General features: G+C 67.2%; 25 protein-coding genes and 1 tRNA gene. 21 read left to right on the forward strand and 5 right to left on the reverse strand.

The window, feature by feature from the left end:
- From LCM15_RS03550 to LCM15_RS03570, 5 genes are all read left to right on the forward strand, one after another.
- Positions 1-1,094 (forward strand): MBG domain-containing protein (locus tag LCM15_RS03550; protein WP_318246054.1); only part of this gene is annotated, 1,094 nt, incomplete at its 5' end.
- A 3-nt stretch (positions 1,095-1,097) separates the two neighbouring features.
- Positions 1,098-3,032 carry a caspase family protein gene (locus LCM15_RS03555; protein WP_224853124.1) on the forward strand — a complete coding sequence of 645 codons (1,935 nt, stop codon included), beginning with the start codon at positions 1,098-1,100 and terminating at the stop codon, positions 3,030-3,032.
- A 49-nt stretch (positions 3,033-3,081) separates the two neighbouring features.
- Positions 3,082-3,432 (forward strand): hypothetical protein, encoded by a 351-nt coding sequence (locus LCM15_RS03560; RefSeq protein ID WP_224853126.1) that lies wholly within the window; start codon positions 3,082-3,084, stop codon positions 3,430-3,432.
- An 84-nt stretch (positions 3,433-3,516) separates the two neighbouring features.
- On the forward strand, positions 3,517-4,965 hold the full coding sequence (locus LCM15_RS03565) for a trehalase family glycosidase (protein ID WP_224853128.1): 1,449 nt from the start codon (positions 3,517-3,519) through the stop codon (positions 4,963-4,965).
- 104 nt (positions 4,966-5,069) lie between these two features.
- Positions 5,070-5,591 carry an acyloxyacyl hydrolase gene (locus LCM15_RS03570; protein ID WP_224853130.1) on the forward strand — a complete coding sequence of 174 codons (522 nt, stop codon included), beginning with the start codon at positions 5,070-5,072 and terminating at the stop codon, positions 5,589-5,591.
- A gap of 222 nt (positions 5,592-5,813) precedes the next feature.
- On the opposite strand, the gene LCM15_RS03575 is transcribed toward LCM15_RS03570, so the two are convergent.
- Complete coding sequence (locus LCM15_RS03575; RefSeq protein ID WP_224853132.1) at positions 5,814-6,500, reverse strand: hypothetical protein; 687 nt, start codon at positions 6,498-6,500, stop codon at positions 5,814-5,816.
- A gap of 496 nt (positions 6,501-6,996) precedes the next feature.
- Positions 6,997-7,080 (reverse strand) — tRNA-Tyr (locus tag LCM15_RS03580).
- A gap of 130 nt (positions 7,081-7,210) precedes the next feature.
- Between LCM15_RS03580 and rlmB the strand changes: the two genes are divergently transcribed.
- From rlmB to LCM15_RS03635, 11 genes are all read left to right on the forward strand, one after another.
- Positions 7,211-7,990 (forward strand): 23S rRNA (guanosine(2251)-2'-O)-methyltransferase RlmB, encoded by a 780-nt coding sequence (gene rlmB, locus LCM15_RS03585; protein WP_224853133.1) that lies wholly within the window; start codon positions 7,211-7,213, stop codon positions 7,988-7,990.
- Between the two features lie 37 nt (positions 7,991-8,027).
- Positions 8,028-8,342, forward strand: coding sequence for a hypothetical protein (locus LCM15_RS03590; protein WP_224853135.1), 315 nt, complete (start codon positions 8,028-8,030; stop codon positions 8,340-8,342).
- A gap of 352 nt (positions 8,343-8,694) precedes the next feature.
- Complete coding sequence (gene ribB / locus LCM15_RS03595; RefSeq protein ID WP_224853137.1) at positions 8,695-9,819, forward strand: 3,4-dihydroxy-2-butanone-4-phosphate synthase; 1,125 nt, start codon at positions 8,695-8,697, stop codon at positions 9,817-9,819.
- Positions 9,819-10,370 (forward strand): 6,7-dimethyl-8-ribityllumazine synthase, encoded by a 552-nt coding sequence (locus tag LCM15_RS03600; RefSeq protein WP_224853140.1) that lies wholly within the window; start codon positions 9,819-9,821, stop codon positions 10,368-10,370. Before ribB ends, LCM15_RS03600 begins: the two co-directional genes overlap by 1 nt.
- Positions 10,367-10,858 (forward strand): transcription antitermination factor NusB, encoded by a 492-nt coding sequence (gene nusB, locus LCM15_RS03605; protein ID WP_224853142.1) that lies wholly within the window; start codon positions 10,367-10,369, stop codon positions 10,856-10,858. Before LCM15_RS03600 ends, nusB begins: the two co-directional genes overlap by 4 nt.
- A gap of 215 nt (positions 10,859-11,073) precedes the next feature.
- Positions 11,074-11,268 (forward strand): hypothetical protein, encoded by a 195-nt coding sequence (locus LCM15_RS03610; RefSeq protein WP_224853144.1) that lies wholly within the window; start codon positions 11,074-11,076, stop codon positions 11,266-11,268.
- A gap of 112 nt (positions 11,269-11,380) precedes the next feature.
- Positions 11,381-13,339, forward strand: coding sequence for a DNA topoisomerase IV subunit B (gene parE, locus LCM15_RS03615; protein ID WP_224853145.1), 1,959 nt, complete (start codon positions 11,381-11,383; stop codon positions 13,337-13,339).
- A 14-nt stretch (positions 13,340-13,353) separates the two neighbouring features.
- A complete protein-coding gene (locus tag LCM15_RS03620) occupies positions 13,354-13,998 on the forward strand; it encodes a hypothetical protein (RefSeq protein ID WP_224853147.1) in 645 nt (214 codons plus the stop codon).
- Between the two features lie 256 nt (positions 13,999-14,254).
- Entirely contained in the window at positions 14,255-14,908 is a 654-nt protein-coding gene (locus tag LCM15_RS03625) for an adenosylcobinamide amidohydrolase (protein WP_224853149.1), read from the forward strand.
- A 118-nt stretch (positions 14,909-15,026) separates the two neighbouring features.
- Complete coding sequence (locus tag LCM15_RS03630; RefSeq protein WP_224853151.1) at positions 15,027-15,743, forward strand: DUF1194 domain-containing protein; 717 nt, start codon at positions 15,027-15,029, stop codon at positions 15,741-15,743.
- 53 nt (positions 15,744-15,796) lie between these two features.
- A complete protein-coding gene (locus LCM15_RS03635) occupies positions 15,797-16,480 on the forward strand; it encodes a hypothetical protein (protein WP_224853153.1) in 684 nt (227 codons plus the stop codon).
- A gap of 171 nt (positions 16,481-16,651) precedes the next feature.
- On the opposite strand, the gene LCM15_RS03640 is transcribed toward LCM15_RS03635, so the two are convergent.
- On the reverse strand, positions 16,652-18,145 hold the full coding sequence (locus LCM15_RS03640; protein WP_224853155.1) for a bromoperoxidase: 1,494 nt from the start codon (positions 18,143-18,145) through the stop codon (positions 16,652-16,654).
- A gap of 275 nt (positions 18,146-18,420) precedes the next feature.
- On the opposite strand from LCM15_RS03640, the gene LCM15_RS03645 reads away from it, so the two are divergent.
- A complete protein-coding gene (locus LCM15_RS03645; RefSeq protein WP_224853157.1) occupies positions 18,421-20,517 on the forward strand; it encodes a S8 family serine peptidase in 2,097 nt (698 codons plus the stop codon).
- Positions 20,518-20,632: 115 nt separating this feature from the next.
- On the opposite strand, the gene LCM15_RS03650 is transcribed toward LCM15_RS03645, so the two are convergent.
- The gene (locus tag LCM15_RS03650; RefSeq protein ID WP_224853159.1) at positions 20,633-21,709 is read right to left on the reverse strand and encodes a phosphatase PAP2 family protein; all 1,077 of its coding nucleotides are present in this window, start codon (positions 21,707-21,709) and stop codon (positions 20,633-20,635) included.
- 197 nt (positions 21,710-21,906) lie between these two features.
- Between LCM15_RS03650 and LCM15_RS03655 the strand changes: the two genes are divergently transcribed.
- A complete protein-coding gene (locus LCM15_RS03655) occupies positions 21,907-23,508 on the forward strand; it encodes an AfsR/SARP family transcriptional regulator (protein WP_224853161.1) in 1,602 nt (533 codons plus the stop codon).
- Between the two features lie 12 nt (positions 23,509-23,520).
- Here the strand turns inward: LCM15_RS03655 and LCM15_RS03660 are convergent, their stop codons facing one another.
- Entirely contained in the window at positions 23,521-24,009 is a 489-nt protein-coding gene (locus LCM15_RS03660; protein WP_224853163.1) for a MarR family winged helix-turn-helix transcriptional regulator, read from the reverse strand.
- Between the two features lie 266 nt (positions 24,010-24,275).
- Here LCM15_RS03660 and ectA point away from each other — a divergent pair, with 266 nt between their 5' ends.
- The 3 genes from ectA to LCM15_RS03675 are packed head-to-tail and all read left to right on the forward strand — an operon-like array spanning position 24,276 to position 26,539.
- Positions 24,276-24,812 carry a diaminobutyrate acetyltransferase gene (gene ectA / locus LCM15_RS03665; protein ID WP_224853164.1) on the forward strand — a complete coding sequence of 179 codons (537 nt, stop codon included), beginning with the start codon at positions 24,276-24,278 and terminating at the stop codon, positions 24,810-24,812.
- A 53-nt stretch (positions 24,813-24,865) separates the two neighbouring features.
- Positions 24,866-26,140 carry a diaminobutyrate--2-oxoglutarate transaminase gene (gene ectB / locus LCM15_RS03670; protein ID WP_224853166.1) on the forward strand — a complete coding sequence of 425 codons (1,275 nt, stop codon included), beginning with the start codon at positions 24,866-24,868 and terminating at the stop codon, positions 26,138-26,140.
- 6 nt (positions 26,141-26,146) lie between these two features.
- Positions 26,147-26,539 (forward strand): ectoine synthase, encoded by a 393-nt coding sequence (locus LCM15_RS03675; protein ID WP_007791856.1) that lies wholly within the window; start codon positions 26,147-26,149, stop codon positions 26,537-26,539.
- The last annotated feature ends 2 nt before the right edge of the window (positions 26,540-26,541 follow it).

Genomic DNA, 26,541 nt, shown 5'->3' on the forward strand with positions numbered 1-26,541 from the left:
CCTTTGACGGCACCGAGTTCACCACCTCCGGGCTGCTGTTCGACGACAGCGTCGACAGCGTCGACCTCGCGAGCCTCGGCGCCGCGAGCACCGCCTCCGTTGAGGGATCCCCCTACGCCATCACCGCGAGCGACGCGTCCGGCTCCGGCCTGACCAACTACACCATCGCCTATGTCGACGGCGCGATGACGGTGGACCCGGCGGCGCTTACCATCACTGCCGACGATCAGGCCAAGACCTACGGCGAAGCCTTCTCCTTCGCCGGGACCGAGTTCACCACCTCCGGGCTGCTGTTCGACGACCAAGTCGACAGGGCCAGCCTGACGAGCGCCGGCGCGGGCGCGGAGGCCAGCGCCGCGGATGGGCCCTACCGGATCGCGATCTCCGACCCGGTTGGCACGGGTCTGTCGAACTATGACATCACCCTCGTCGATGGCACCATGCGTGTCGAACCCGGCGCCGGGCCGGAGCCGGTAGACCCGACCGGGGCGTTCGTGCCCCTGCCGCCCCTGCCTGTCACCTTCGATACGCCCAACCCAAGAGACACGATAGAGCTCGCGCTCTCGACCGAGCCCAACGGAACCACGCTCGCGGTGCCGGGACTGCCGAGCACCGTGGGGGAGGCCCGGCGCACGCTGGCGGCGGTCGAGCCGATCGCCACCACGCTCGAGGTCGCCGCGGACGCCTGCGCCCAGAGCAGCGCCGACGTGAGCCGCTATCTCGCCTGCCTGTCGGACGCGCTCAACGATTTCGCCAACGAGCTTGACGAGATCGCCAGCGACCTGCCGCCGGGGATGCAGGACGTGGCGCGCATCGTGCAGGACGCGCGGCGCGGCATCGACGGCGCCCGCGCCCGCGCCGAAAGCCGGCTGGCCGGGGCCACGACCGAGGCCGAACGCGAAGCCATCCGGCGCGACGCGATCAACGAATCGCGTGCCGAGATCGACACCGCCGCGACCGAGATCCGCAAGGCCATCGCCTTTGTCCGGGCCGACGATCCCGAGCTTGCCAGCGTGCAGACCGCAACGATCACCCGCATCTCGACCGCCGTGGAAAGCGTCGGCATCGAGCTGTCGCGGGCGGTGGGGCTCTGAGCGATGGCCCGCCACGGACGACAGCTTGCGATGCTCTGCGCGGCGCTGTTCCTCGCCGCTGCGCCGGCCCTTGCCGACACCCGCGTGGCGCTGGTGATCGGCAATTCCGACTACAAGGCGGTGGGCCGGCTCGCGAACCCCACGAACGATGCGCTCGACATCTCGGTGGCGCTCGAGGGGCTGGGCTTCGAGGTGCAGACCGGGCGCAACCTCAGCCGCGCGGAGATGCGCGAGACGACGCGCAGCTTCGCGGCCGCCGCGGCGCGCGCCGATGTGGTCCTGTTCTACTACGCCGGCCACGCCTTTCAGGTCGACGGGCGCAACTACCTGCTGCCCACGGATGCCGCCCTCGGCACCGTCTCGGACATTCCCGAGGAGACGGTGGCAATCGAGGAGGTGCTGCGCGCGATGGAGGCCTCCCCGGGGGTGAAGCTGATCTTCCTCGACGCCTGCCGCGACAACCCGTTCGGGCAGGCGCTCGGGGATGCACCGGGGGTCGAAAACGGGCTGGCGCGGGTGGGCACGGACGCGAATTTCCTCTTCGCCTATGCCACCCAGCCCGACAACGTGGCCTATGACGGCACCGGGCGGAACAGCTTCTTCACCGAGGCGATGCTGCACCATCTCTACACCCCCGGGCAGGACATCTCGGAGCTGATGATCTCGGTGCGGCGCGATGTGCTGGCGGCGACCGGCGGGCGGCAGATCCCGTGGGAGAACTCGTCGCTGACGCGCCAGTTCATGTTCGACGACAGTCCGGTGACGGTGTCCGAGGAGGCGCTGTTCTATCAGGTTGCCACGGGGGAGAGGGACCCCGACCTCTTGCGGCTCTATCTCGAGACCTACCCGCAGGGCGCCCATGCCGAGGAGGCGCTGGCCTTTCTCGATACCGGGCTCAGCACCCGCGCGCTGGGGCTGGCCGATGCGTCCGGCGAACAGGAAGAGAAGTTCTGGGCGCTGGCCCGGCGCAGCCGCCTGCGTCCGCTTCTCGAGGTCTATCTCGAGCGCTACCCCGAGGGCGCCCATCACGCCGAGGCGCAGCGGCTGATCGCGTTGCTGCCGCCGCTCGAGAGCGCCTCGGACGGCGCCCTCTGCGAGCGCCTCGCCACCCACCCGCGCGACGCCACGGCGGGCAATCCCGGCGTCCCCTTCGCCCGGCTGCAACAGAACGCGGCGGCGGCGATCCGGGCCTGCTCGGCGGCGGCGATCCAGTCGCCCGAGCTGAGCCATTACGTGGCGCTGCTGGCCCGTGCGACCGCCGCGTCGGGCGATATGACGCGTGCGATCGACCTTTATCTCAGCGCCGCCGAGCGCGGCGACCTGCGTGCCATGGTGAGCCTTGCGCAGCTCAAGGAGAACGGCACCGGAATGGCGCAGGACATCCCCGGCGCCATGCGGCTTTACGAACGCGCCGCCGAGGGCGGCAGCCAGGACGCGATGATCAACCTCGCGATCACGCTGTTCGAAGGCAAGCTGCTGACACAGGACAGCGACCGCGCCATCGCGCTTTTGAAACGCGCCGCGGCAGAGGGCGCGCCCAAGGCCGCCTTCAACCTCGGGGTGCTGGCGCAGGACGGCGCGCTTGGCGATCCGGCCGAGGCGCTCGACTACTTCCGCCGCGCCGCCCGCGACGGCGAGGCACAGGGCTATTTCGCCGCCGCCATTCTGCTCGACGAGGGGCGCGGCGTGGCACGTGACCCGAACGCCGCCGCCGATGCTCTGCTGCGCGGCGTGGCCGAGGATGACGGCACGGTGCTGACCCAGCTCACCCGCAACAGCGCCGGCTGGACGCGCGAGACCCTCTCGGCGGTGCAGGCGCGGCTGTCGCAGGCAGGCTTTTACGCCAGCCCCATCGACGGACTGCCGGGCCCGAACTTCACCGCCGCACTGACCAAGTGGCGCAATGGCGGCTTCGATGCTGCTCTGCTGGCAAACTGAACGCACTGCCGGACGACCCACACCGAACCACAAACGGAGAACCAGAAACATGACCAGGACATTCGGCCTGACTGGGGCGCTGACAGCCCTCGCGCTTCTCGCGGGATGCGTCGAGGACAGCGGCAGCATGGACAGCGCCCCGATGGCGGCCTCGCCGGCGGGCCAGCCCTTCATCACGACCTTTGACGGCTCGGTCAGCAACGCGGCGATCAGCGCCTGCCGGGCCGAACTCGAATCGATGACCGAGGGCGGCGTGACCGCGGTGGGCTCCGAGTTCTCCGAAGCCGCAACCGCGGTCTACCTGCGCGTCGGCGCCAACGCTGCGCCGTGGCGCTGCCTGGTCTCGAATGACGGGTCGAATCCCTCGGTGATGTTTATGGGCGACGAAGGCGCGCTCTGATCGCGAACCCGGCTGCGGCCCATTGTCCTTTCCCGGCCTGCAGGCCACTAAGGCGCAAAACCAAGCGACCGGGGAAGGCCCAGCATGGAATATCTCGACCAGAGCCTGAAGGATCTGTTCGTCGACCTGCATTGCTCGGGCCTGTGGGTCGACGTGAAGGCAATCTCGGATTCGATCCTGCGGGCGCCCGCGGAAGAGATCTGCGCCGCATATGACGCAGCGCGCGCGGAAGGTCCTGTCGATCTGCAGGCGTTCTACGATCACTGGTTCGCCCCGGCGCGATCGCCCGGTGACACCTACCAGACCGATCCGGACCACGACGCGCTGCAGCATCTCGAGGCGATCTGGCCGCATCTCAGCCACCCCGCCGACAACGGCGACGAGCGCTCGAGCCGGTTCCCCCTGCCCAATTCCTACGTAGTCGCGGGCGGGCGCTTTCACGAGGCCTATTACTGGGACAGCTACTTCACCCAGCTCGGGCTGCTGCGCAGCGGACGGACCGCGCAGGTGCGCGACATGCTCGACAATTTCGACCACGCCATCAAGCTGATCGGCTTCGTCCCGAACGGCTTCCGGTCGTATTTCCTGACCCGGTCGCAGCCGCCATTCTTCTCTTCGATGGTGGCCGATTACGGCCGCGCCATCGGGGATCTTGAGGGCAGTTTCGCGCGCTACCTGCCGGCGATGGAAGCCGAGTACCACTTCTTCATGGCCACCCCGCGCAACCACGAGGGTCTGGCGCGCCACTGGGATTCGGGCGACGGCCCGCGCATCGAGATGTATGCCACCGATCTTCACTGGCAGGACCATGCGCAGGACCACCCGGAGTTCTTCCGCGACCTGCGCGCCGCCTGCGAAAGCGGCTGGGATTTCTCCTCGCGCTGGCTGAGCGATCCGACGGATCTCGGCACCATCCGCACGACGCGGATCTGGCCGGTCGATCTCAATTGCCTGCTTCTGCGCATGGAAGAGCTGCTGGCCAAGGCCACCGCCTCCTCCGCTCCGGAGCGCTCGGCGCAATACGCCGCCGCGGCCGAGAGCCGGCGTGCGGCGATCTCGGAGCGGTTCTTCGACCCCGAACGCGGCTATTTCTTCGATCTGTCGATCGAGGATGGCACACGTCTGCCGATTACCAGCGCGGCGGGGCTCTTCCCGCTCTGGGCCGGTGCCGCGACGCCCGAACAGGCCGCCCGCGCGGCGGACTGGGCCGAACGCCACCTGCTGCGCGAGGGCGGGCTCCTGACCACCGACATCGAAAGCGGCCAGCAATGGGACAGCCCCAATGGCTGGGCGCCGCTGCAATGGATCGCGGTGCAGGGCCTGCGCCGCTACGGCTTCGATGCGCTGGCCGAGACGCTGCGCACCCGCTGGCTTGCCACCTGCGACACGGTGTTCCGCGAGACCGGAAAATTCGTTGAGAAATACAACGTGATCGACCCGCACATCCGCAGCGGCGGCGGCGAATACCAGCTGCAGGACGGGTTCGGCTGGACCAACGGCGTCTATCTCGACTTCGTGGACGACGCCCGCTAGCCGCCTGTCACCCGGATCCAACGGTCCGGCGCCGCCACCCGCAGGCGCTGGACTTGGCGACCGATCTGCGCCATGCAGGGCCGCAACGACAGTTGGAGGTCAAGATGGCAGATGGCACCTTCGCAGTGCTGCTTTTGATAGCAGGTCTGACGGATATGGGAACGAACTATTGCGGCACGCCGACCGGTTGCCTCGGGCCCGGCGAGCAGGAGTCGCGGCTGTCGTTCTCGGCGGGCAACGTGATCGAGCGGCGCGCCGACGAAGGCTTCGAGGTGCAGATGCGATACGATTTCGCCCGCACCATCGGCCCGTTCGGCCAGGCCGTGGGCCTGTCGCTGGGCGAAGAAAGCGGCTCGTGGGTCGGCTATGGCTGGACCTGGGGCACCACCTTCGGAAAGAGCCCGTTCTACACCGAGCTGCACGCCATGCCCGGCCTCTACGCCGCGGGCGACAAGTTCGACCTCGGCGGCCCGATCGAGTTCCGCTCGGGCATCGAGCTGGGCTACGAGAACCGCAGCGGCTGGCGCTACGCCGTGGGCTACGACCACCGCTCCAATGCCGGGATCTACGACGAGAACCCGGGCATCGAGACGGTACACTTCAAGGTCAGCATCCCGCTGCGCTGACCGCGCCCGGACCCGGAACAGCACGACGGCCCGTCTCCCTGCGAGGCGGGCCGTTTGCTTTTGTCGGGTGGGCTGGCGGGCGCGCCGCTGCCGCGTGGGGCGATTGTGCTTGGCGGTGAGGCTCGCCCTCTCCGGGCGCGCAGAGGAGACCATCCCGCATCACAGCCTGTGGCGTTAAACGAGCCTTCAGTCAGTGAGATCGCAGAAGGCGACCGCGCCGACTCACCTACGCTTGCGCAGACGCTCCAGATGCCCGGCGCGCACCGCGTCGGGGTGGATGACCCCCAGCTGCGCCGGCACGTCGGCCAGCCCGAGGATCGTGGCCATCGCGAACCGATGCCGCCCCCCGCCGCCCCGGAGCGGTTCTCCGTCGCGGGCGATATGGAAGTAGATGCCGTCATGTTCGCGCCGGAAATACCCGGGAAGCTCGCGCCGGGTGCGCAGCCTGCCGGTCCGCTGGGCCTCTTCGAAGACCCGGTCGAAGGTCTCGTAGCGGGCCATGATATCCTGCGTCGAGCGCAACCCCTCCGAGATGCCCTTCTTCGCGATGATCTCGAGATGGTAGTCCACGATCCCGGTTTCGGCCCAAGTTTTGCCTTCCACGAAATGCTCCCGCACCACGCGCATCGCCCGGGTTTCGGGAAGCGGCGCGCGCGACAGATCCCAGTCGCCGCCGCGGACAAGGCCGCTGTCCCGGCGTTTGAAACGCGGCGCACCTGCAGTCCCGTCAATCACGTAGACATACCGCACATCGGCTGGCGCGACGAATATCAACTCGTCGCTGCGCGGGGCGCCCGGACCGAAGCGCAGACGGGTCCACAGGTCCCGCATCGCCTTCTGCGGAACCCTCGCCGCGATTGTACGCTTGAGATTCGCGGGGTGCAGGGTCGGATGGTCGCGCAGGCTCATTCTGAGGTCTTCAACTTTCGGGAAGGGGATCGTCGGCTGACATGGATTCGCACGACCATAGGCCCCTGCCCCCGCCCCAACAAGGCAGGACCACGCCATCGGAGCCCCCGGGGGGGCTGAACGGTGGCAGTCTTCAGGCCCGGCCCAGCAGCGAAATTGCCCCGCGCGCCGCATCCTCCCGCCCGGCAAACCGGCACGGCGCGGGAGGGGTCGAGAGCGTTGGCCGGAGGGGCATCGCCTCCGCGGCGCGTGGCACTGTCGCCAGAAGCGGATGGCGATGGCGATGGCGAAAACCGTCTCCGCATCGCGCTCGCCGACACCCTCGACGCCCTTCGCATGGTCCGACGTCCGCCGGGGCAAGGCGCCGTGGCGACCAGAAGCCGAGGAATGCCCAGGCAGCGGGACACCCGACCCGTAAGCCGTTGACACATCATGCCGAAGCAAAGCGATCCAGCGGGACGCCGACCCGTTGATTCTACTGAACTTTAAGGGAAAGTGGTGGGCGACCTAGGAATCGAACCTAGCGTGCGTCTCCGCGAGGGAGTTACAGTCCCCTGCCACACCTTGCGGCCTGTCGCCCACTTTCTTGCCGGCGCTGCCGGCGTGTGGCGCTGACTACAAAAGGCGCAAACCGGCGTCAACAGGAAAATCCCTTGCGGCGAAGACAAGGGAAAGGCAAGGGAACAGCACTGCAGGAAGAGAGGCGCGAGATGGTCAAGAAACCGAAATGGGTGGTCGAGAAGGAACAGGCGAAAAAGGCCCGGTCCGCCGAGACGGTATGGCTCTTCGGCCTGCACGCGGTGCGCGATGCGCTGGTCAATCCGCGCCGCGAGAAGCTGCGCCTGATCCTCACCCCCAACGCCGAGGCCAAGCTCGCCGACGCGGTGGCCGAGGCCGGGATCACCCCCGAGATCCACGACCCGCGCAAGTTCGGCGCGCCGCTCGATCCGCAGTCGGTGCACCAGGGCGCGGCGCTCGAGGTGAAACCGCTCGACTGGGGCCGGCTCGACGACGTGGCGTTGCGCGACGACGACCGCCCGGCGCGTCTGGTGCTGCTCGACCGGGTCAGCGACCCGCACAACGTGGGCGCCATCCTGCGCTCGGCCGAGGTGTTCGGCGCGCAGGCGGTTATCGGCGTGCAGCACCACTCCGCCCCCGAAACCGGCGCGCTGGCCAAGACCGCCTCGGGCGCGCTCGAGCGGCAGCCCTACCTGCGCGAGCGCAACCTCGCCGACACCATCCGCGCGCTGCAGACGATGGGCTATCTGGTGCTGGGGCTCGACGGCGAGGCAGAGCACACCATCGAACAGGCGCTCGACGGGCTGCGCGACCGCCCCGTGGCGCTGGTGCTCGGCGCCGAGGGTCCGGGGCTGCGCGAAAAGACCAAGACCACGGTCGACCAGCTGGTGCGCATCGACTTTGCCGGCGGCTTCGGCTCGCTCAACGTCTCCAACGCCGCCGCCGTCGCCCTCTACGCCGCCCGGCCCTGACCTTGCCGGGCGCGCCTGCCGCGCCCATATCGAGCCGATGCCAAACACCAAGATCGCCACCTGCTGCTATTGCGGCACCCGCGCCGCGCTGGTCCTCGACCGCGGCCGGCACGAGCTGGCCTGCAGCGCCTGCGGCGCGCCGCTGCACGAGCTCAAGCAGCTGCGCACCGCCGCCGTCGACCGCGACGCCCCGCGCCACCGCCCCGGGACCTCCGGCTCTGTGAGCTCCGAGAAGGAAGCGAAGGCCCGCGCCAAGGCGCTTCGCAAGACCCAGAAAAAGCGCCGCAAGAAGAGCGTCGGACGGAAAGCCGCCAAGGGCCTCTTCGACCTGCTCGAGGACATCTTCGACTGACCCCGACCACCCGCGCTACCGGCCCGGCGCATCCAGCCCAACGTGCTCCGGAAGATAGGCCAAGGCACTGCGCAAGGCCCGGAAAAAGCACCGCAAGAAAAGTGCCGGACCCAAGGCCGCCAACCGCCTCTTCGACCTGCCAAGAGCCATCTTCGACGGACCCTCACCGCCAGCGCCGCCCCCGCGTCTTCTCTGGTTCCGAAATACCTCGGGGTGAATGCCGCCCCGCGGGCGGCAGAGGGGCAGCGCCCCTGCCCTCCCTGCCCGTCTGCGCACAGCGTCCGCGCAAAACTGCCCTAGCCATTTTGCCCCGCATCTCTTATCTGGCAAAGACCAGACAGAAGGTGACGAGATGGCGGATTTCGAAAGCCCCGGCCCGGTCGAAACGGACTGGAAGGATGCAATCTCTTCGATCGAGGAGATCATCGAGGATGCGCGCAACGGGCGCATGTTCATCCTCGTCGACCACGAGGATCGCGAGAACGAGGGCGATCTGGTGATCCCGGCGCAATGGGCGACGCCCGACGCGATCAACTTCATGGCCACCCACGGTCGCGGCCTGATCTGCCTGTCGATGTCCGCCGAACGCTGCGAGCAGCTCGGGCTCGAGATGATGTCGACCAACAATTCCTCCCGGCACGAGACCGCCTTCACGGTGTCGATCGAGGCCCGCGAGGGCGTCACCACCGGCATCTCCGCCGCCGATCGCGCCCGCACCATCGCGGTGGCGATCGACGCCTCCAAGGGCGCAGCCGACATCGCCACGCCGGGCCACGTCTTCCCGCTGCGCGCCAAGGCGGGCGGCGTGCTGGTGCGCGCCGGCCATACCGAGGCCGCGGTCGACGTGTCGCGCCTCGCCGGGCTCAACTCCGCCGGGGTGATCTGCGAGATCATGAACGAGGACGGCTCGATGTCGCGCCTGCCCGAGCTGGTGGCGTTCGCCCAGAAGCACGGGCTCAGGATCGGCACGATCTCGGATCTGATCGCCTACCGCCGCCGCCACGACAACCTCGTGCGCGTGGAGCGTTCGCAGACCGTCAACTCCGAGTTCGGCGGCGAGTGGGACATGCGGATCTATTCCGACACCACCCATGGCGACGAGCATATCGTGCTGTCGAAAGGCGATCTGTCCGACGACGCGCCGGTGCTGGTGCGGATGCACGCGCTCGATCCGATGCTCGACATCGCCGGAACCGGCCATGCCGGCCGCGCCGACGAGTTCCGCGATGCGATGACCACGGTGGCCGCGGAAGGCCGCGGCGTGGTCGTGCTGCTGCGCGACACCGCGATGAAGCTCGACCCCGAGGAGGGCAGCTCGCCCAAAACCCTGCGCCAGTACGGTCTCGGCGCGCAGATCCTGTCCTCGCTTGGCCTGTCGAAGCTGGTGCTGCTGACCAATTCGCCGACCCCCAAGGTCGTTGGGCTCGACGCCTACGGGCTCGAGATCGTCGGCACCCGCAAGATCGGAGACGGCTGATGGCCTCGAACGAAGAGCATTACACCCTGCCCCGCCCGGAATTCGACACCCCGGTCAACATCCTCATCGTGGTGGCGCCCTACTACAAGCAGATCGCCGAGCAGCTGGTCGCCGGCGCGATCGCCGAGATCGAGGCGGTCGGCGGGTTTCACGAGATGATCGAAGTGCCCGGCGCGCTCGAGGTGCCCTCGGCCATCGGCATCGCCGAGCGCATGTCGAACTTCGACGGCTATGTCGGGCTCGGCTGCGTGATCCGCGGCGAGACCACGCATTATGATACGGTCTGCAACGACAGCTCGCGCGGGCTGACGCTGCTGGGGCTTCAGGGCCTGTGCATCGGCAACGGAATCCTCACGGTCGAGAATTACGAACAGGCCCGGGTGCGGGCCGAGGCCGAGGGCCAGAACAAGGGCGGCGGCGCGGCCGCGGCGGCCTTGCATCTGATCGCGCTGGCCCGTAGGTGGGGCGGCGCCCGCAAGGGGGTGGGATTCGTCCCCTCCCGCGACGAGTACCAGATCGCGGGTGCCTCACGAGGAAACGACAGCGCATGACCACCCCGGACACCCCCCCGGCCCTCTCGGGCAATCAGAAGCGGCGGATGAAATCCGCCTCGCGGCTCTACGCGGTGCAGGCCTTGTACCAGATGGAAGCGGGGGACGTGACCGTCGAGAAGGTGCAGCGCGAGTTCGTCGACTACCGCTTCGGCGCCGAGATCGACGAGGGCGTCGAGATGGTCGAGGGCGATGTGACGCTGTTCGGCAAGATCACCTCGTCGGCGGTCAACTGGCAGGCCAAGATCGACCAGATGACCGACCGCGCGCTGGTGGCCAAGTGGCCGATCGCCCGGATCGACCCGACCCTGCGGGCCCTGTTCCGCGCCGCCGGTGCCGAGCTCGTCGACAGCGACACCCCGCCCAAGGTGGTGATCTCCGAATATGTCGAGGTGGCCTCGGCCTTCTTCCCCGAGGGGCGCGAGCCGCGCTTCGTCAACGCCGTGCTCGACCACATGGCCCGCGAGGCCCGGCCCGAGGCGTTCTGAGGCCGGGCCCCCGCCCCTCCCGCAGACCCTGACCAGCCCGCGCCGCGATTTCGCGGCGCTTGCTTTTTGGGGTGCGGGATTTTCGCGCTCCGCACCGTCATACGCGTGTTACACTTCCGGCTATGCGGAGCCTTTGCCTGATTCCCCTACTGCTCCCGGCGCCTGCGCTTGCGGCCTCGCCGATCGCCGAGGTGCTGTGCGAACCCGGCGCCCAGATGACCGAGCGCCTCGCAACGCGCTTTGGTGCCACGCTTTCCTCCACCGGCCTGCGCAATCCTGAAGAGCTGGTCGAGGTCTGGACCGACGCCGACGGTGGCTGGACCATGGTCATCGCCTACGCCTCGGGCACGTCCTGCATCGTGGCGATGGGCGAGCACTGGGCGCAGCTTCCGCCACAAGATCCGGCATAATCCACAGGCTTTCCCCCATGATCGTGGGGTCCGTCGCCGCGCGGGGCCTTTTCGCGGCTGTCCCGCTCTGCCATACTCGCCGCCAATCAACGATCAGAACGAGCAGCGCACCATGGCCGACGATCTTCTCGCCGCAACCGATACCCCCGACTACGACGCCTCCTCCATCGAGGTTCTCGAGGGGCTCGAACCGGTCCGAAAGCGGCCCGGCATGTATATCGGCGGCACCGACGAGCGGGCGCTGCACCACCTCGTGGCAGAAGTCCTCGACAACTCGATGGATGAGGCCGTCGCCGGCCACGCCAACCGCATCGAGGTCGAGCTGCATGGCGATTACGCCGTCACCATCCGCGACAACGGCCGCGGCATCCCGATCGATCCGCACCCCAAGTTCCCCGGCAAGTCGGCGCTCGAGGTGATCCTGTGCACGCTGCACGCCGGCGGCAAGTTCTCGGGCAAGGCCTACGAGACCTCGGGCGGCCTTCACGGCGTCGGCGCCTCGGTGGTCAACGCGCTGTCGGATTCGATGGTCGTGCAGGTGGCCCGCAACAAGGAGCTCTACGAGCAGCGCTTCTCGCGCGGCATCCCGCAGGGCGGGGTCGAGAAGGTCGGCGCGGCGCCCAACCGCCGCGGCACCACCGTGACCTTCCACGCCGACGAGCAGATCTTCGGCTCGCACCGGTTCAAGCCGGCGCGGCTGTTCAAGATGGTGCGCTCCAAGGCCTACCTGTTCTCGGGCGTCGAGATCCGCTGGAAATCCGCCATCGACGACAACGAGACCCCGCTCGAGGCCACGTTCCACTTCCCTGGCGGCCTGTCGGATTACCTGACCGAGACGCTGGGCAGCGCCTCGACCTATTCCGAGAAACCCTTCGCCGGCACCGTCGACTTCAAGGAGAAGTTCAACACGCCGGGCAAGGTCGAATGGGCGATCAGCTGGACACCCTCGCGCGACGGCTTCATCCAGTCCTACTGTAACACCGTCCCCACCCCAGAGGGCGGCACCCACGAGGCCGGGTTCTGGGCCGCGATCCTCAAGGGCATCCGCGCCTATGGCGAGCTGGTGAACAACCGCAAGGCCAGCCAGATCACCCGCGACGACCTGATCACCGGCGGCTGCGCGCTGGTGTCGTGCTTCATCCGCGAGCCGGAATTCGTCGGCCAGACCAAGGACCGTCTCGCCACCACCGAGGCGCAGCGGCTTGTCGAGGGCGCGGTGCGCGACCATTTCGACAACTGGCTCGCCGCCGACACCAAGTCCGCCGGCGCCATCCTCGATTTCCTCGTCCTGCGCGCCGAAGAGCGTCTGCGCCGCCGCCAGGAGAAGGAAACCGCGCGCAAGTCGGCCACCAAGAAGCTGCGCCTGCCGGGCAAGCTCACCGACTGCACCAACAAGAACCGCGAGGGCACCGAGCTGTTCATCGTCGAGGGCGACTCGGCCGGCGGCTCGGCCAAGGGCGCGCGCTTCCGCGAGAGCCAGGCGCTGCTGCCGCTCAAGGGCAAGATCCTCAACGTGCTGGGCGCGGCGTCGAACAAGCTCACCTCGAACGCCGAGATCCGCGATCTCTGCGAGGCGCTCGGCGTGGGGCTCGGCACCAAGTTCAACCTCGACGATCTGCGCTACGAGAAGGTTATTATCATGACCGACGCGGATGTCGACGGCGCCCATATCGCGGCGCTGCTGATGACCTTCTTCTACACGCAGATGCGCCCGCTGATCGATGGCGGCCACCTCTACATGGCCTGCCCGCCGCTCTACCGCCTGACCCAGGGCGCCCGCCGGATCTATGTCGCCGACGACGCCGAGAAGGAGGAGATGCTGAAGAAGGGCCTTGGCGGAAAGGGCAAGATCGACGTGCAGCGCTTCAAGGGTCTGGGCGAGATGGACGCCAAGGACCTCAAGGAGACCACGATGGACCCGGCCACCCGCAAGCTGATCCGGGTGACCATCGACGAGGACGAACCCGGCGAGACCGGCGATCTGGTCGAGCGCCTGATGGGCAAGAAGCCGGAGCTTCGGTTCCAGTACATCCAGGAGAACGCCCGGTTCGTGGAAGAGCTGGATGTGTGAGGAGGTGTCGCTGAGTGGCTGGCATACCCAACAGATTTAGGCTCGTCGCAGATCCAGAAATTCCTGGTTACGACTTTTTCCAAGGAAACACGAAAAGGACCTGGTTCGAGTTTCTGAACAAACGCTTCGAAGATGAGTTCGTATTCGACCAAATAGACTATAGGAAAACCACTTCTAACGCAGCATTCCGACTGGCTGGGCTGGAGGTGAAGTTTGGCCTATTGCGCTTAAATGAAGAGCGCATCAACGGTGGCTGCCCCGAAACACTCAGCGGAGCAATTCTACCCTCCATCGCAATAGACAGTGCTCTCGCCATCTATAGCGTCTTGGAAGGGCTCACTATGCTCTCGTATTTCTGCAGCCTGACGGCTTCTGATATGCGAACAGAAGAGATACTCAAAAAGGACCGTGGAGATAAGTTTGCGAAAGGATTCAAGTTTGAAACCAGTTGCAAGGCCACGAAAGAGATAGCGGCCCTCAAGGACCTTCGACATCGCTGCATGCATCAAGATTACGCGGACCGAAAAGATGGTCCGGACTACGGAGAAGTGTTCGAGTGGACGAAAATTTCTCCACACTTCGATCTGCTCTCAAGATATTTGACTGGGGTGGCTCTTAAATCGGATTGTCCCCCGGACAGCAATTTGCTCACGACCTAGTATTCTTAACCAGCCTGAGCGCCACCGCGCATCGCCGGACCACCCCCCGGGCCGGCGATGCGCGGTGGCCTGGGGCCTTGATTCCGCGCCGCAGTGGTGAGCGTGGGCAAAAGGCCCGGCACGGACCTGACCCACGTACCACAAGCGCGCACGCGATGGCGTGGCGCCTCCGCCTCGCTTCCGCGCGGTGCGCGGATCGAGGCTTGCGCCCCGGCGCGCGACGCGGTTCAAGGCCCCGAAACCAAGCGGCCCGCCCATGCTCACCCTCTCCCCGCCCTGGCTGACCTTTGATCTCGGCCAGCCCATGCAGATCCTCAGCTTCGCGCCCCACAATCCCGGGCTGGTCGAGGCCAGCCGCATCCTCTGGCGCGAGGTGCGCAATGCCGACCTGACGGAAGATCTCGATGCCATCGCATGGCTCGGCGCGCAGCTCGAAAAGCGAGAGGCCTCCGACGCCGTCTGCTTCCTGACTTCGCGCCGGCTCGACGCCCACCGCAGCGCCAAGGCGACCGAGGACGGCGTCACCGCAACCGCAGTGGTCACCGCGGGGCTGTCGAACGCCGAGCGCATCGGCACCCGCCTGCCGCAGACATGGATGCAGCCGCCGAAGCAATGGGGCACCATCAACATCGCGCTGCGCCTGTCCTGCCCGCTCGGCCTGAGCGCCCTGATCGAGGCGCTGAGCCTCGTGGCCGAGGCGCGCACCGCCGCCGTGCTCGATGCCGACGCGAGGCTGCCCACCGGCCCCGCCACCGGCACCGGCACCGACTGCATTGCCGTGGCCGCGCCCAAGGGCAGCGCCGCCTTTGCCGGCAAGCACACCACCGTCGGCCACGCGCTTGGCCGCGCGGTCTACGACGCGACGCTGGCCGCAGTGCGGGACTGGCAGCGCGACGCGGGGGGATGGTGAACCTCGCGGCACCCACCGCCCGGATCGCTCACATCTGCGTCAGGCGCCCCACGCGGCGCTTCGCGAAAGGCACCGCCCGCGGCTAGCTTTGCCCCATCGCCTCGATGGAGCCCCGCCCATGCGCCGCCTTGCCCCTGCCCTTGTCCTCGCCCTCTCGCTGCCCGCCGGCCCCGCGCTGGCTCAGGACACCGATCTCGAGCTGGTGCTGCTGGCCGACAGTTCGGGCTCGATCTCGCCCGACGAGCTGATGTTCCAGCGCGAGGGCTACGCGCAGGCGATGACCGATCCGGAGGTGCTGTCCGCCATCGCCAACACCGCCTATGGCGAGATCGCCGTGAGCTACATCGAATGGGCCGCGCATCAGGGGCAGGTGGTGAAATGGATGCGCATCGGCGGTGCCGAGGATGCGCAGGCCTTCGCCGACCAACTCCTGAGCGCGCCCCGCATGGCCTTCGGACGCAACGCCATCGGCGCGGCGCTGCTCGAGGCCGCCTGGCAGATCGAGGCCAACGACATCGACGGCTGGCGCAAGGTGATCGACTTCTCGGGCGACAGCGCCGGCAACTGGTCCGGCCCGCCGATCGAAGCCGCCCGCGACGAGGTGCTGGCGAAGGGCATCACCATCAACGCGCTGCCGATTCTGCGACCCGACGACCCCGGCCGCGCGCAGGGCGGGCTCGAGGCGATCTACGAGCAGCGCATCATCGGCGGGCTGGGCGCCTTCGTGGTCACCGCCGAGACCCGCGACAGCTTTGCCGAGGCGGTGAAGCGCAAGCTGATCCTCGAGATCTCGTCCTCCGGCATGGTCGGCAAGCGCCACGCCGCCGCAGAGTGAAGCCGCGCAAGACGGCGCTTGCGCCCGGCCCGACACTCTGACCCTATCGCGCCATGCGTATTCTGGCCCTGTCCCTTTGCCTGCTCCTCACCGCCTGCGGCAGACCCCTGACCGAGAACGAGGTCTCGTTTCTGACCGCGATGCAGGGGCCGGGATTCGATGGCGACCGCATCCGCTTTCACGACGGGCTCTGGGCCGGAAAGATCACCTACCAGCGCCCGATCCGCCCGCGCCTGACCTGCATGGAGCGCATCTGGCCGCCCTCGCGCGGGGAAACCGTGACCGTCTCGCCCGGCGCCATGACGCTGTTCCGGCACGTGTTCTACCGCGAGGATCTCTACCGCGACGATTTCGTGCCGGACTACCCGGAGCGCATCGACCTTGCCGATGCGATGCTGCTGGCGCATGAGGCCACCCATGTCTGGCAGTGGGAGAACCGCGCCCGAACCGGCTATTCGCCGCTCAAGGCGGCGCGCGAGCACCGGGTGTCGGAAGATCCCTATCTCTTCGATCCCGAAAACAGCGCCCGGTTCCTCGATCACGGCTACGAGCAGCAGGGCGCCATCGTCGAGGAATATGTCTGCTGCCATGTGCTCGACCCCGAAGCGCCGCGCACCGCGCGGCTGCGCGAGATGATCTCGGCCGAGATGCCGATCGCGGGGCTCGAGGCGGTGCTGGACGATCCCGAGGTGCTGGTGCCGTGGCGCGGCATCCAGCCGGAGGGCATCTGCCGCTGATCCCCGCCGGGGCGTTGCGCGTGCGGGACGGACGGCGCGGCGGTCGCAGTAAGTCGCGGCCTCCTGGGCATACGCCGGGCCCTTGGAGTGGCGATATCTTCATGGGATCGGCGCGTCAGGCCCCGATCTGCGCGGCCCGCGCGCCGGGCTCGGACAAACCCGGCCTAACCCTCAAACCACCGCCAGATGGCTGCCGCCCCGGCCCGCCTCCATCGGCCAGGGGGCCAGCCGGCCATCGATGCGCAAGGTGGCGTGGCCGCCGGCGCCGCGCGGGTGCACCGCGAGGTCGACCAGCTGGCCATCGAAATTGCTGAAGCCAAGCGACAGGCTCTGGCCCTGTGCCTCGAGCCGGCGGCGCAGCACGTGGCAGGCGATGGCCTCGCCGAGCCGCAGATCGCGATAGTTCTCCGCCTGGAAGAAGGTTCCGCTCACCGACCGCGCCAGCGCCACGTCCGCGGCCAGCCGATCGGCCTCGGCGCCGATATCGATGCCGGCGCCCTGACTGCCCACCATGCGAAGGCGGGCATGGCGGCGGCTGTCGAACACCGCTTTCAGCAGCGTCGAAAGCGCGCCCGCCACAACCGCCTTGGCCACGTGATCGGCACGGTGCGAGGGCCGGTCCTCGTGCAGCGACGGCAGGTGCAGGTCGGGTCCTTCACCACGGGGGCCGCGCTGCGCGCGGTTCATCCGGTCGACCCAGTGCAGCAGGTGCGGCGTCTTCCCGGCGAGTTCCGCGGCACAGGCGGCGAGCTCGCTTGTCGAGTCGCCGAGCTGATCCTCCCGGGCGAGCAGCGCGGTGATCCGCGCGGCGGTCACCGCCGGTCGGCTGAGCCGGTCGGCCCGGCCCTGCATCCGCATCGCCGCCGTGTAGGCGCGCTCGGCACACTCGGCCATCATCGACAGCAGGCTCTGGGCCGACACCGCGCCCGGCAGTGCGGCCTCAAGCCCGGGGTCGAGCGGCGCCCGGCGCCCCAGAAGACGCAGCGCCGCGTTGAAGTAGATGCGGCCCGGATGGCTGGCGTTCAGGCGCGCCACCAGAGCGCGCGGGGTGGTGATCGCCTCCTGCCCCTGCCCGGCCTGTCCGCGCTGCACCAGCGAGGCACCGGAGCAGCGCTCTATCCAGCCGAGCCACTGCGACATCGGCGCATCGGCCTCGGGCGGGGTGCTCGGCTCGGTCTCGGCGCAACTGGGGCGATCGGTGACATGCAGGGTCGAGAGGCGGATCTGCGGGCCGCGATGCGCGACCACGCCACGAAACAGGCTGCGCAGGGTCAGCTGACCATCGCCGTTCAGCCGCAGGCCACGGCGCTGGTCAGCATCCCCGCAGACGGTCCGGGAGCAGAGAACCGTCTCGAAAGGCCCGGGAAAGGGAAGGGCCTGATCGTTGAACCAGCTCAGCGAGCGCAGCTCGCAGAGCAGTTCGTGAAGGGTGAAATGGGTGCTCGCGTCGATCCAGATCTCGCAATGCGGGTCCTGCAGCAGCTCGAACGGCAGGTCCCGGACCAGCGCCAGAGCGTAAAGCTCAGCCAGTTCGGCGGCAAGCTCGGCCGGCCCCATGCGGGGGGCCGCGGGAAGCTGGAGATGAAATCCGGCTGGCGTGTCGGGGCGGCGGCCACCATCGATGACCCGCAGTCCGTTCTGGTGTGTCTCAAGCCCGAAGCTCATGGTGATTTCCCCTGTCGCTGGCGGCCTCTGGGCGGGCTGCCTTGGATGACGTGACGTAGGGACAATCTGCTCAGCGTGCGTGAATGCAGCGTGAGTGCAGCGCGATTTCCGCGTGAGCGCTGCGCGAATTCGCTCATTTTTACAAACCCGCGTGCCGGTCCTGCGCGTGAATATTGCGCAATTCCCGCCCACCCTCCGGACCGCTCGCTTGACCGGGCAGCGGTGCTCGGCTTTGCTTGCCCCATTGTTGCAAAGCGTTTTGCGAGGACCCGGTCATGACACTGTGCTGGCACGCCGCCGAACCCGCCGCGTTTCAAGATCCCTACGTGGATTTCTCCTGGATGCTGCGGCAGCGGCGCCAGCCGCCGGTGGGGTCCGATGTCTACCAGCCGATCTTCGTGCGGCTCGTCGGCGCCGACGATCCCGTGTCCGCGCGCAAGCAGCGAAAGCGGCTCAGGAGGCTGGTCGAGACCCCGGCCGATCCGCTGCTGATGGAGCCTTTCGAGCTGTCGGTGCTGCGCCGGCGCTGCCACCGGCGCGATCCCGATGCCGGCCTGCCAGACGAATACCCAGTCTATCGCGCCCTCGGCACGCCCGACGACGCCTTCGCCGACCTGTTCGAAGTGCTCGACGACGGCACGCCGGTGGCGCTCGACCCGTCGAGCGTGGATTTCGACTCCGCCGAGGACTTGCAGCCGGACTCCGAGTCCTTGGGCAAGGGGCGGCCGATCGTGGCGGTGATCGACGACGGCATCGGATTTCTCAACGCGCGCTTCTGCAAGGCACGGCGCAGGGGGCGCGGCAGCGTCCTCAGGACCCGGTTCGAGGCGATCTGGCTGCAGGCGCTCGAACGTGCCGGTCCGGGGGACCGCAGCGCCTGTCTCGGAGAGATACTCGAACGCCGGCAGATCAACGCCCTGCTCCGCCGCGAGGGCTTCAACGAGACCGGCGAGTACACCGCGCTGAACGCGCGGCTGGCGCGGGCCGACGCCCGGCGTTCCACCGATTTCGGCACCAGCCACGGCACCCACGTGCTCGACCTCGCCGCGGGGAGTGAGCCCGACGACAGCGACGATCCGGCGCGGGGCTGGCCGCTGCTGGGGGTGCAACTGCCACCGCAGGCCATCGCCGACACGTCTGGCACCAAGTTCGAGAGCTACCTCGTCGACGCGGTGCGCTGGGTGCTGCGCCGGGCCGAGGCGATGGACCCGCACGCACCGGTGATCATCAACCTCTCGCTGGGGATGCTGGCCGGCCCCAAGGACGGCACCCGCTTCGCCGAGTATCAGGTCGCCCGCGAGGCGCGGTTCTGGGAACAGATCAAGGGCCAGCCGGTGCGCGTGGTCTGGTCCTTCGGCAACGACTACCGCAAGCGGCTGGTGGCCGGCCTCTCCTTCCCCGCCGCCGAGGCGCGCCGCGACACCGCCCAGAGCATCGAGTGGCGTGTGCAGCCCGGCGATCTGACCGAGAGCTATGTCGAGATCCGCGCCGCGCCCGGCCAGCCGCTCGAGGCGCTCGAGATCGGCGTGACCACGCCGGCGGGGCTTGCCTCCGGAGTCTCGGCGCTGAAGCCCGGCGAGATCCGCAACCTGACGCAGGGCGATCAGGCGGTCGCGCGGATCTACCACGTACCCGAGCACCGGCTCGACCCCGAGACCTTGCAGCGCAACTTCTACCTTCTGGCGCTCGCGCCCACCGCGTCTCTCGACCTCGAGCCGCTGGTGCCCTCGGGCGCCTGGCAGCTCGCGTTTCGCTACGACGGATGCGCGGCACTGGACCTCGAGCTGCAGGTGCAGCGCGACGACAGCCTCGTGGGATACCGCGCCGGCGCGCGGCAGAGCTATTTCGAAAGCGCCGAGGGCTATGGCTGGGATCAGGAGTTCTTTGACTACACCCAGCTCGGGCCGGACTGCGCGATCAAATATGCCGGATCGCACAGCGCGCTCGCCACGGCGCTCACGCGGCAGGTGTTCCACGTCGGAGCCGTGCGCGATGACGCGCAGGACGACCGCCTGCCGCCCTCGGATTACTGCGGAGAAGGGGCGGCTTGGTCGGTGCCCGGCCCCACCGTCTCGGCCATCGCTGATCGCAGTTTTCTGCGCGGAGGCGTTCAGGGCTGCGGTACCCTCAGCGGCAGCACCCGGTTTCTCAATGGCACCAGCGCCGCCGCGGGCCGGCTGAGTCGCGCGCTTGCGCTTTCGTCGAAGGGACTGGTGGCCGATGCCACGACACCGCATCTGGCCGATTTCGACACGAGGCGGGTGAGCCTGTGCCCCGTCCCCGAGGCCGCGCGCGCGCGGCTGGGCAGCCATGTGGTGAAAATTGCCGAAGCCGAGTGCACTCGGCTGGGCAACCATGTGGTGACAACCTGACGCCATATCCTGACGCCACTCCAGCGGGGCCTGGGCGGACCGGCCGGGACCAACAGGTCCCGGCCACTCGCAACAAAAGAGGCCGCTCTCGCGCCCCCCACTGGTTAAACTGGGGTCATCCTTCCCTGAGCGCCTTGCACCACATGGTGCGAAGCCAGTCCGGCACCAACGACGGGTCGATGGCGATTTTTGTCTCGGATATCGAACCCGCCGGGTCGGCGATCTGTTCCGACATCAGGGAAAGATTGAAATCGTTCGCGTAATCACGCCCATCGAAGCTGCGCGCCGTGGTCTCCTCGCGCTCATCGAGCAGATTGACCAGCGCCTCGGCCATGCTCACGCCAAGCACGGCGCCGGCCATGCTGTCGGTGGGGTAATGCACCCCCGCGACGGTGCGGTTGATCGCGATGCGCTCGGCCTGCCGGAAGAACGGCGTCTGCTTGGCCAGCAGCGCGGTCGGATCGAGCGGCTCGGAATCATCATAGCACAGGCGGCTGAGCAGGGTCGCGGCGGCAAAGCTCTCGGTGGCGTGGCCGCTGGGCCATGCGCCATGCCCGGGGGTCTGGATGATCGGCTGCACCTGATAGGCCAGCGTGATCGGCCGCGGCACGTCGAAGCCAAGCTTCACCGGCATCTCGACATGAGTGCAAAGCCGGAACACCGCCTGCATCAGCGCCAGTTGCCACTTGGTGGCGCCCGACGACATGTAGCTGACGCTGGCAAAGAACGACTGGATGTTGCTCGTCTCGACGCGGATCTCGGCCAGCCGGTCGTAGCGCAGATCGGCCGCCGCGCGCAGGAAGCCCAGCTGCTTTTCCTCGAGCACCTCCATGCTCGGGCGTTGGAGGGTCACCAGCGGCGTGCCCTGAAACCCGACGCTGCCGCTCGCGTTGGAGCTCTCGCTTTGCTCGAAGCTCACGTCGTAGAGGCTCTGGATCGCCTGATCCATCACCGCCCGGCGCGGCGCGGTCCCGAGGCTCTTGACCGCCGCCCAGCTCGAGCGCCCCTCAACCCGCGAGGCGCGGCTCGGCAGGCCGTTCCAATACCCGACCGTGCCATCGCGTGCGCTCCCCAGCGCGACGCTCAGGGCCGGTGAGCCACCGCCGCCTTCATGGCCCTCGTGCCCCTCGTGGCCTTCATGTCCCTCGTGGCCCTCATGTCCTTCGTGGCCTTCATGACCGTAAATCGGCATCCCCAGCCTCCCCCGAGACAATAAACTCCGAAATCGATTAACAATGATATGTCCGACATCAGACAGAAACTCCGGCGCTTCGTCAAAGCCTTGTGCCGGACAGGCGGGCGATTCACGCAGTATTCACGCCCGTTGCCGGGTCTGTGACGCGGTGGTAGTTTACCTAAAGTTTATTATTTCGATGTTTGGACCCCCTTATGCGCGACACCGCTCCCCCGATTCGGATCTCGGTGCTCGGCCCGCTTCGCGTAGAAGCCGGGGACGCCACTTGCCTCACGCCGAAGGGCGCGAAGAACCAGGCGCTTCTGGCGCTGCTTGCCCTCTCGCCCGAGATGTCGCGCCCGCGCCGCTGGCTCGAGGACAAGCTCTGGAGCCAGTTCGGACCCGAGCAGGCCAGCGCAAACCTGCGGCAGGCGCTGAGCAAGCTGCGCAGCGCGCTTGGGGACCACGCCGATATCCTGCGCGCCGACCGTGCCAGCGTCTCGCTCGATCCGCTCGCGCTCTCGGTCGATCTGCGCGATGACGGGCTGCGCTTCGATCAGCGCACAGAGCTGCTCGAGGGGCTCGACGCCCGCGACCCCGAGTTCGAGGAATGGCTGCGGATGGAGCGCGCCGACCTGCAGGCCCGGCTGTCGCAGGCCGCGCCGAAAGAGGCCAAGGGCGTTCTGATCCACTGCCGTTCGGCCGCAGCGCCCGAGGACGGCGCCGAGATCATGGCCGACATCCTCGCCAACCAGATCGGCGAGAACATCGCCGAGCAGATCCGCGCGTGGCGACAGTCGTCCGATCCCGGCCATCCCGCCGAGCTTCCGGTGAGCGACATCTCCCTCACCTGCGACATCCTCAAGACGACCGACGGCCACACGCTGTTCGTCAAGGGGCTGCACGTGCCGAGCGGGCGTATCCTGTATTCCAAGATGCAATCGGTCGATCACCTCGAAGCCATCCTGCGCAGCGACGAGATCGTCTCGAAGCTGGTCTTCGAGGCAGCCGACTGCATCATCGGCAAGCTGCCACAGGTGCTCGACACCAACCGCCCCGAGAGCCGCGCCACGGCGCTGTCGCGGCTCAGCATGTACCGCATGTTCAGCTTCGAGCGCGACGCCCTGCGCGAGGCCTACTCGCTGCTTAAGCAGGCGCATGAGCTTGACAGCAACGGCATTTACCTTGCGTGGAGCAGCATGGTGCGGATGATCCAGCTCCTCGAGCTGCTCGAGGACGACCGAGAGGCCCTGCGCGAGGAAGCCATCGCCCTGAACTACCGCGCGATGGAGGCCTCGGAAGACAACGCGCTTGTGCACGCGCTGATCTCCAAGGTGCGCGGCACGGCGCAGCGCGATGCAGCGGGCGCCTTCGAGCTGGCCGACACCGCGGTCAACCGCAACCCGGCCTCGGCCTTTGCGTGGAAATCTCTGGCGGAGGCCAACATGCTGATGGGCGACGTCACCTCGGCTTTCTCCGCCTCGGCCCGCGCCCGCGCCATCGCGCGCAGCTCACCGTTCAAGCAATGGTGGGATATGGGGCACTGCATCATCGCCATTGCCTGCAACCGCCCGCACGAAGCCATCGAGGCCGGCGAAGCGGCGGCGCGCGCGGCGCCTCTGTCGCGCCCGGCGCACCGGCACCTTCTGGCGCTCTACGCGCTCGACGGACAGCTCGACAAGGCGCAGGCGACGGCAGTGAAGCTTGGCAAGATCGAGCCGGGCTTCACCATCGACCAGATTATAAATGACGAGAATTACCCGGTGCGCACCCTGCGCAACAAGGGTCTGCTCGAGCCGATCCGCGCCCTGCTCTGAGGGCGCTTAGGCTCAACTGGCGCGCTTGTCGTGATCGAGCGCACCCACGGCAAGAACCGGCGACGCATCAATGTCACGGGCGTCGAGCATGGCCGCGACGCGTTCGAGAGAGGACAGCAGCTGCGCCTGCTCCCAATCCTCTAGCCGCTCGAACTCGCGCACGAACCGCTGTTGCAGCGCATCCGGCGCCCGGTCGAGCGTCGCTTCGCCCTTGGCGCTCAGCACCACGTTGATCTGGCGGCGGTCCATGCTGGACTGGGCGCGATAGACCATGCCGTCATTGACCAGTTTGTCGACCAGTCCGGTGATCGTGGCCTGGCTGACGCCCATCTGGGTCGCCAATGCCTTGGGGGTGGTGGTGCCGCCCTTCGTCTGGACGATCTGCATCACGCGCAACTTCGCCGGCGTGACACCGGCCGCGCTGGCCAGGTCCCGTTCGTAGAGCTCTGTCGCTCTCAGTATGCGCCGTAAAGCAATCAAGCTGTCATCCGTTCGATCCATCGGACCCACGCCTCGCAGTATTGTGGACGTCCTTAGTTACATAAAGTGGGCCAAAGCTTCAATCGACTAAGCATCTCGCCCGGTATTTTCGTTTTCCTAAGGATAATAGTTTGCGATCAAGTTTCAAGTCATCCGATATTATCGCTTAAAATCAATGTATTATTTCTGTATCTGCGGACTTCGCCTAAAAACTTACTTAGGCGGTTGAAACTTTATCGGCCCCGGCTTAGTTTATGCCTCGAAGGAAACAAAGGGAACCTGACCCGATGCCGAAAGACAGCTTCACGTCCAAGCAGGACAAGCTCCGGCTCCGCAAGCCCGAGGCCACCGATGGCGCCGCCATTTGGGAGCTCGTGCGCGCGTGCAAGCCGCTTGACGAGAACTCGATGTATTGCAACCTCGTCCAAGCGGAGCACTTCCGTGACACCTGCGTTGTGGCCGAGCTCGACGGTGACGTCGTCGGCTGGATCTCGGGTCACATGATTCCAAACCAAGACGCCTATTTTGTCTGGCAGGTCGCCGTGAGCCCGAAGGCGCGCGGTCTCGGCCTCGGTCGCAAGATGCTCACCCACCTCATCGAGCGTGAGGAGTGTAGCGATGCCGACGCGCTGAAGACGACCATCACCAAGGACAATGATGCGTCTTGGGGCTTGTTCCGCAGCTTCGCCCGGTCGATCGGTGGCGAGCTGAGCGATGAGCCTCACTACAAGAAAGACGTTCACTTCGACGGGCACCACGACACCGAGCACATGGTGACGATCGCGCTGCCGGAGATGGAAGAAGAGCTGGCCAACGCCGCCTGATCCCTCCCCCCGTCGAATTTCACTGACAGACAGAAGTCCCGAAAGGACATCTCATGACACGCGATATCTACACGCGCCGCGAAAGCGAAGCGCGCTCCTACTGCCGTAGCTTCCCGACAAGCTTCGTGAAAGCCAGCGGCTCCATCCTCACCGACGAGTCGGGCCGTGATTACATTGACTTTCTCGCTGGCTGTTCGTCGCTGAACTACGGGCACAATGACCCGGACATGAAGGCTGCGTTGATCGAGCACATCTCGAACGATGGCGTGACCCACGGTCTCGACATGCACACCGAGCAGAAAGAAGCCTTCCTGACCGCGTTCGAGGACATCATTCTCAAGCCGCGGAACATGGACCACAAGGTGATGATGGTCGGCCCGACCGGCACCAACGCCGTCGAGGCGGCGATGAAGCTGGCGCGCAAGATCACTGGCCGTCATAACATCGTGGCCTTCACCAACGGCTTCCACGGCATGACGATGGGCGCCCTCGCCGCGACCGGCAATTCCGGCAAGCGCAATGGTGGCGCCATGCCCCTGCAGGGTGTGACCCACCTGCCCTATGACGGCGCCTTCGGCGACGGCGTGGATACGCTCGCACAGATCGAGTGGATGCTCGACAACCCGTCCTCGGGCCTCGACGCCCCCGCCGCCTTCCTCGTGGAGCCGGTTCAGGGCGAAGGCGGTCTCAACGCCGCGTCCAAGGAATGGATGCAGGGCATCGCCAAGCTTGCCAAGAAGCACGGCGCGCTGCTGATCGCCGACGACATTCAGGCCGGCATCGGCCGCACCGGCACGTTCTTCTCTTTCGAGGAGTTCGGCATCGAGCCGGACCTCATCCCGCTGGCGAAATCGCTGTCGGGCATGGGTCTGCCCTTCGCCGCACTGCTGGTGAAGCCGGAACTCGACGTCTGGAAGCCGGCCGAGCACAACGGCACATTCCGCGGCAACACCCACGCCTTCGTCACCGCCCGCGTGGCGCTGGAGAAGTTCTGGAAGGACGACGCGTTCGCCAAGGAGCTCCAGAAGAAGGCTCGCATCGTCGAGATCGGCCTCACCTCGATCGCCGACATGGTCGATGGCGCCCGCCTCAAGGGCCGCGGCCTGATGCGCGGTGTCGACGTCGGTTGTGGCGACCTCGCAGGCGATATCTGTGCCGAAGCCTTCAAACGCGGTCTCATCATCGAGACCTCGGGCGCGCATGACGAAGTGGTCAAGGTGCTCGCACCGCTGACCACCACGGAGGAGCAGTTCGCGAAAGGGTTCGAAATCCTGCGCGACGCCACCCGTGCCGCCCTCACCGAAACAAGCAAGATTGCAGCGGAGTAACCCGACATGATCGTTCGCGACTTCAACGAGCTGAAAAACACCGACAAGCACGTGGCCGACGCCCAGTGGACCTCCACCCGGATGCTGCTGGCACAGGATGGCATGGGCTTCTCGTTCCACATCACCATTCTCGAAGCCGGTTCGGAGCACACGTTCCACTACAAGCACCACTTCGAGAGCGTCTATTGCATGCAGGGCAAGGGCTCGATCACCGATATCGCCACCGGCGAGACGCACGAGATCAAGCCCGGCGTCATGTACGCCCTGAACCTGCACGACAAGCACATCCTGCGCGCCGAGGAAGACCTCCACATGGCCTGCTGCTTCAACCCGCCGGTTACCGGCACCGAAGTGCACCGTGAAGACGGCTCCTATGCGCCGGCAGAGGAGGTGGCGTAAGC

Origin of the sequence: Salipiger bermudensis (assembly GCF_020171625.1) — a bacterium.
In the GTDB taxonomy this organism is placed as follows: domain Bacteria; phylum Pseudomonadota; class Alphaproteobacteria; order Rhodobacterales; family Rhodobacteraceae; genus Salipiger; species Salipiger bermudensis_B.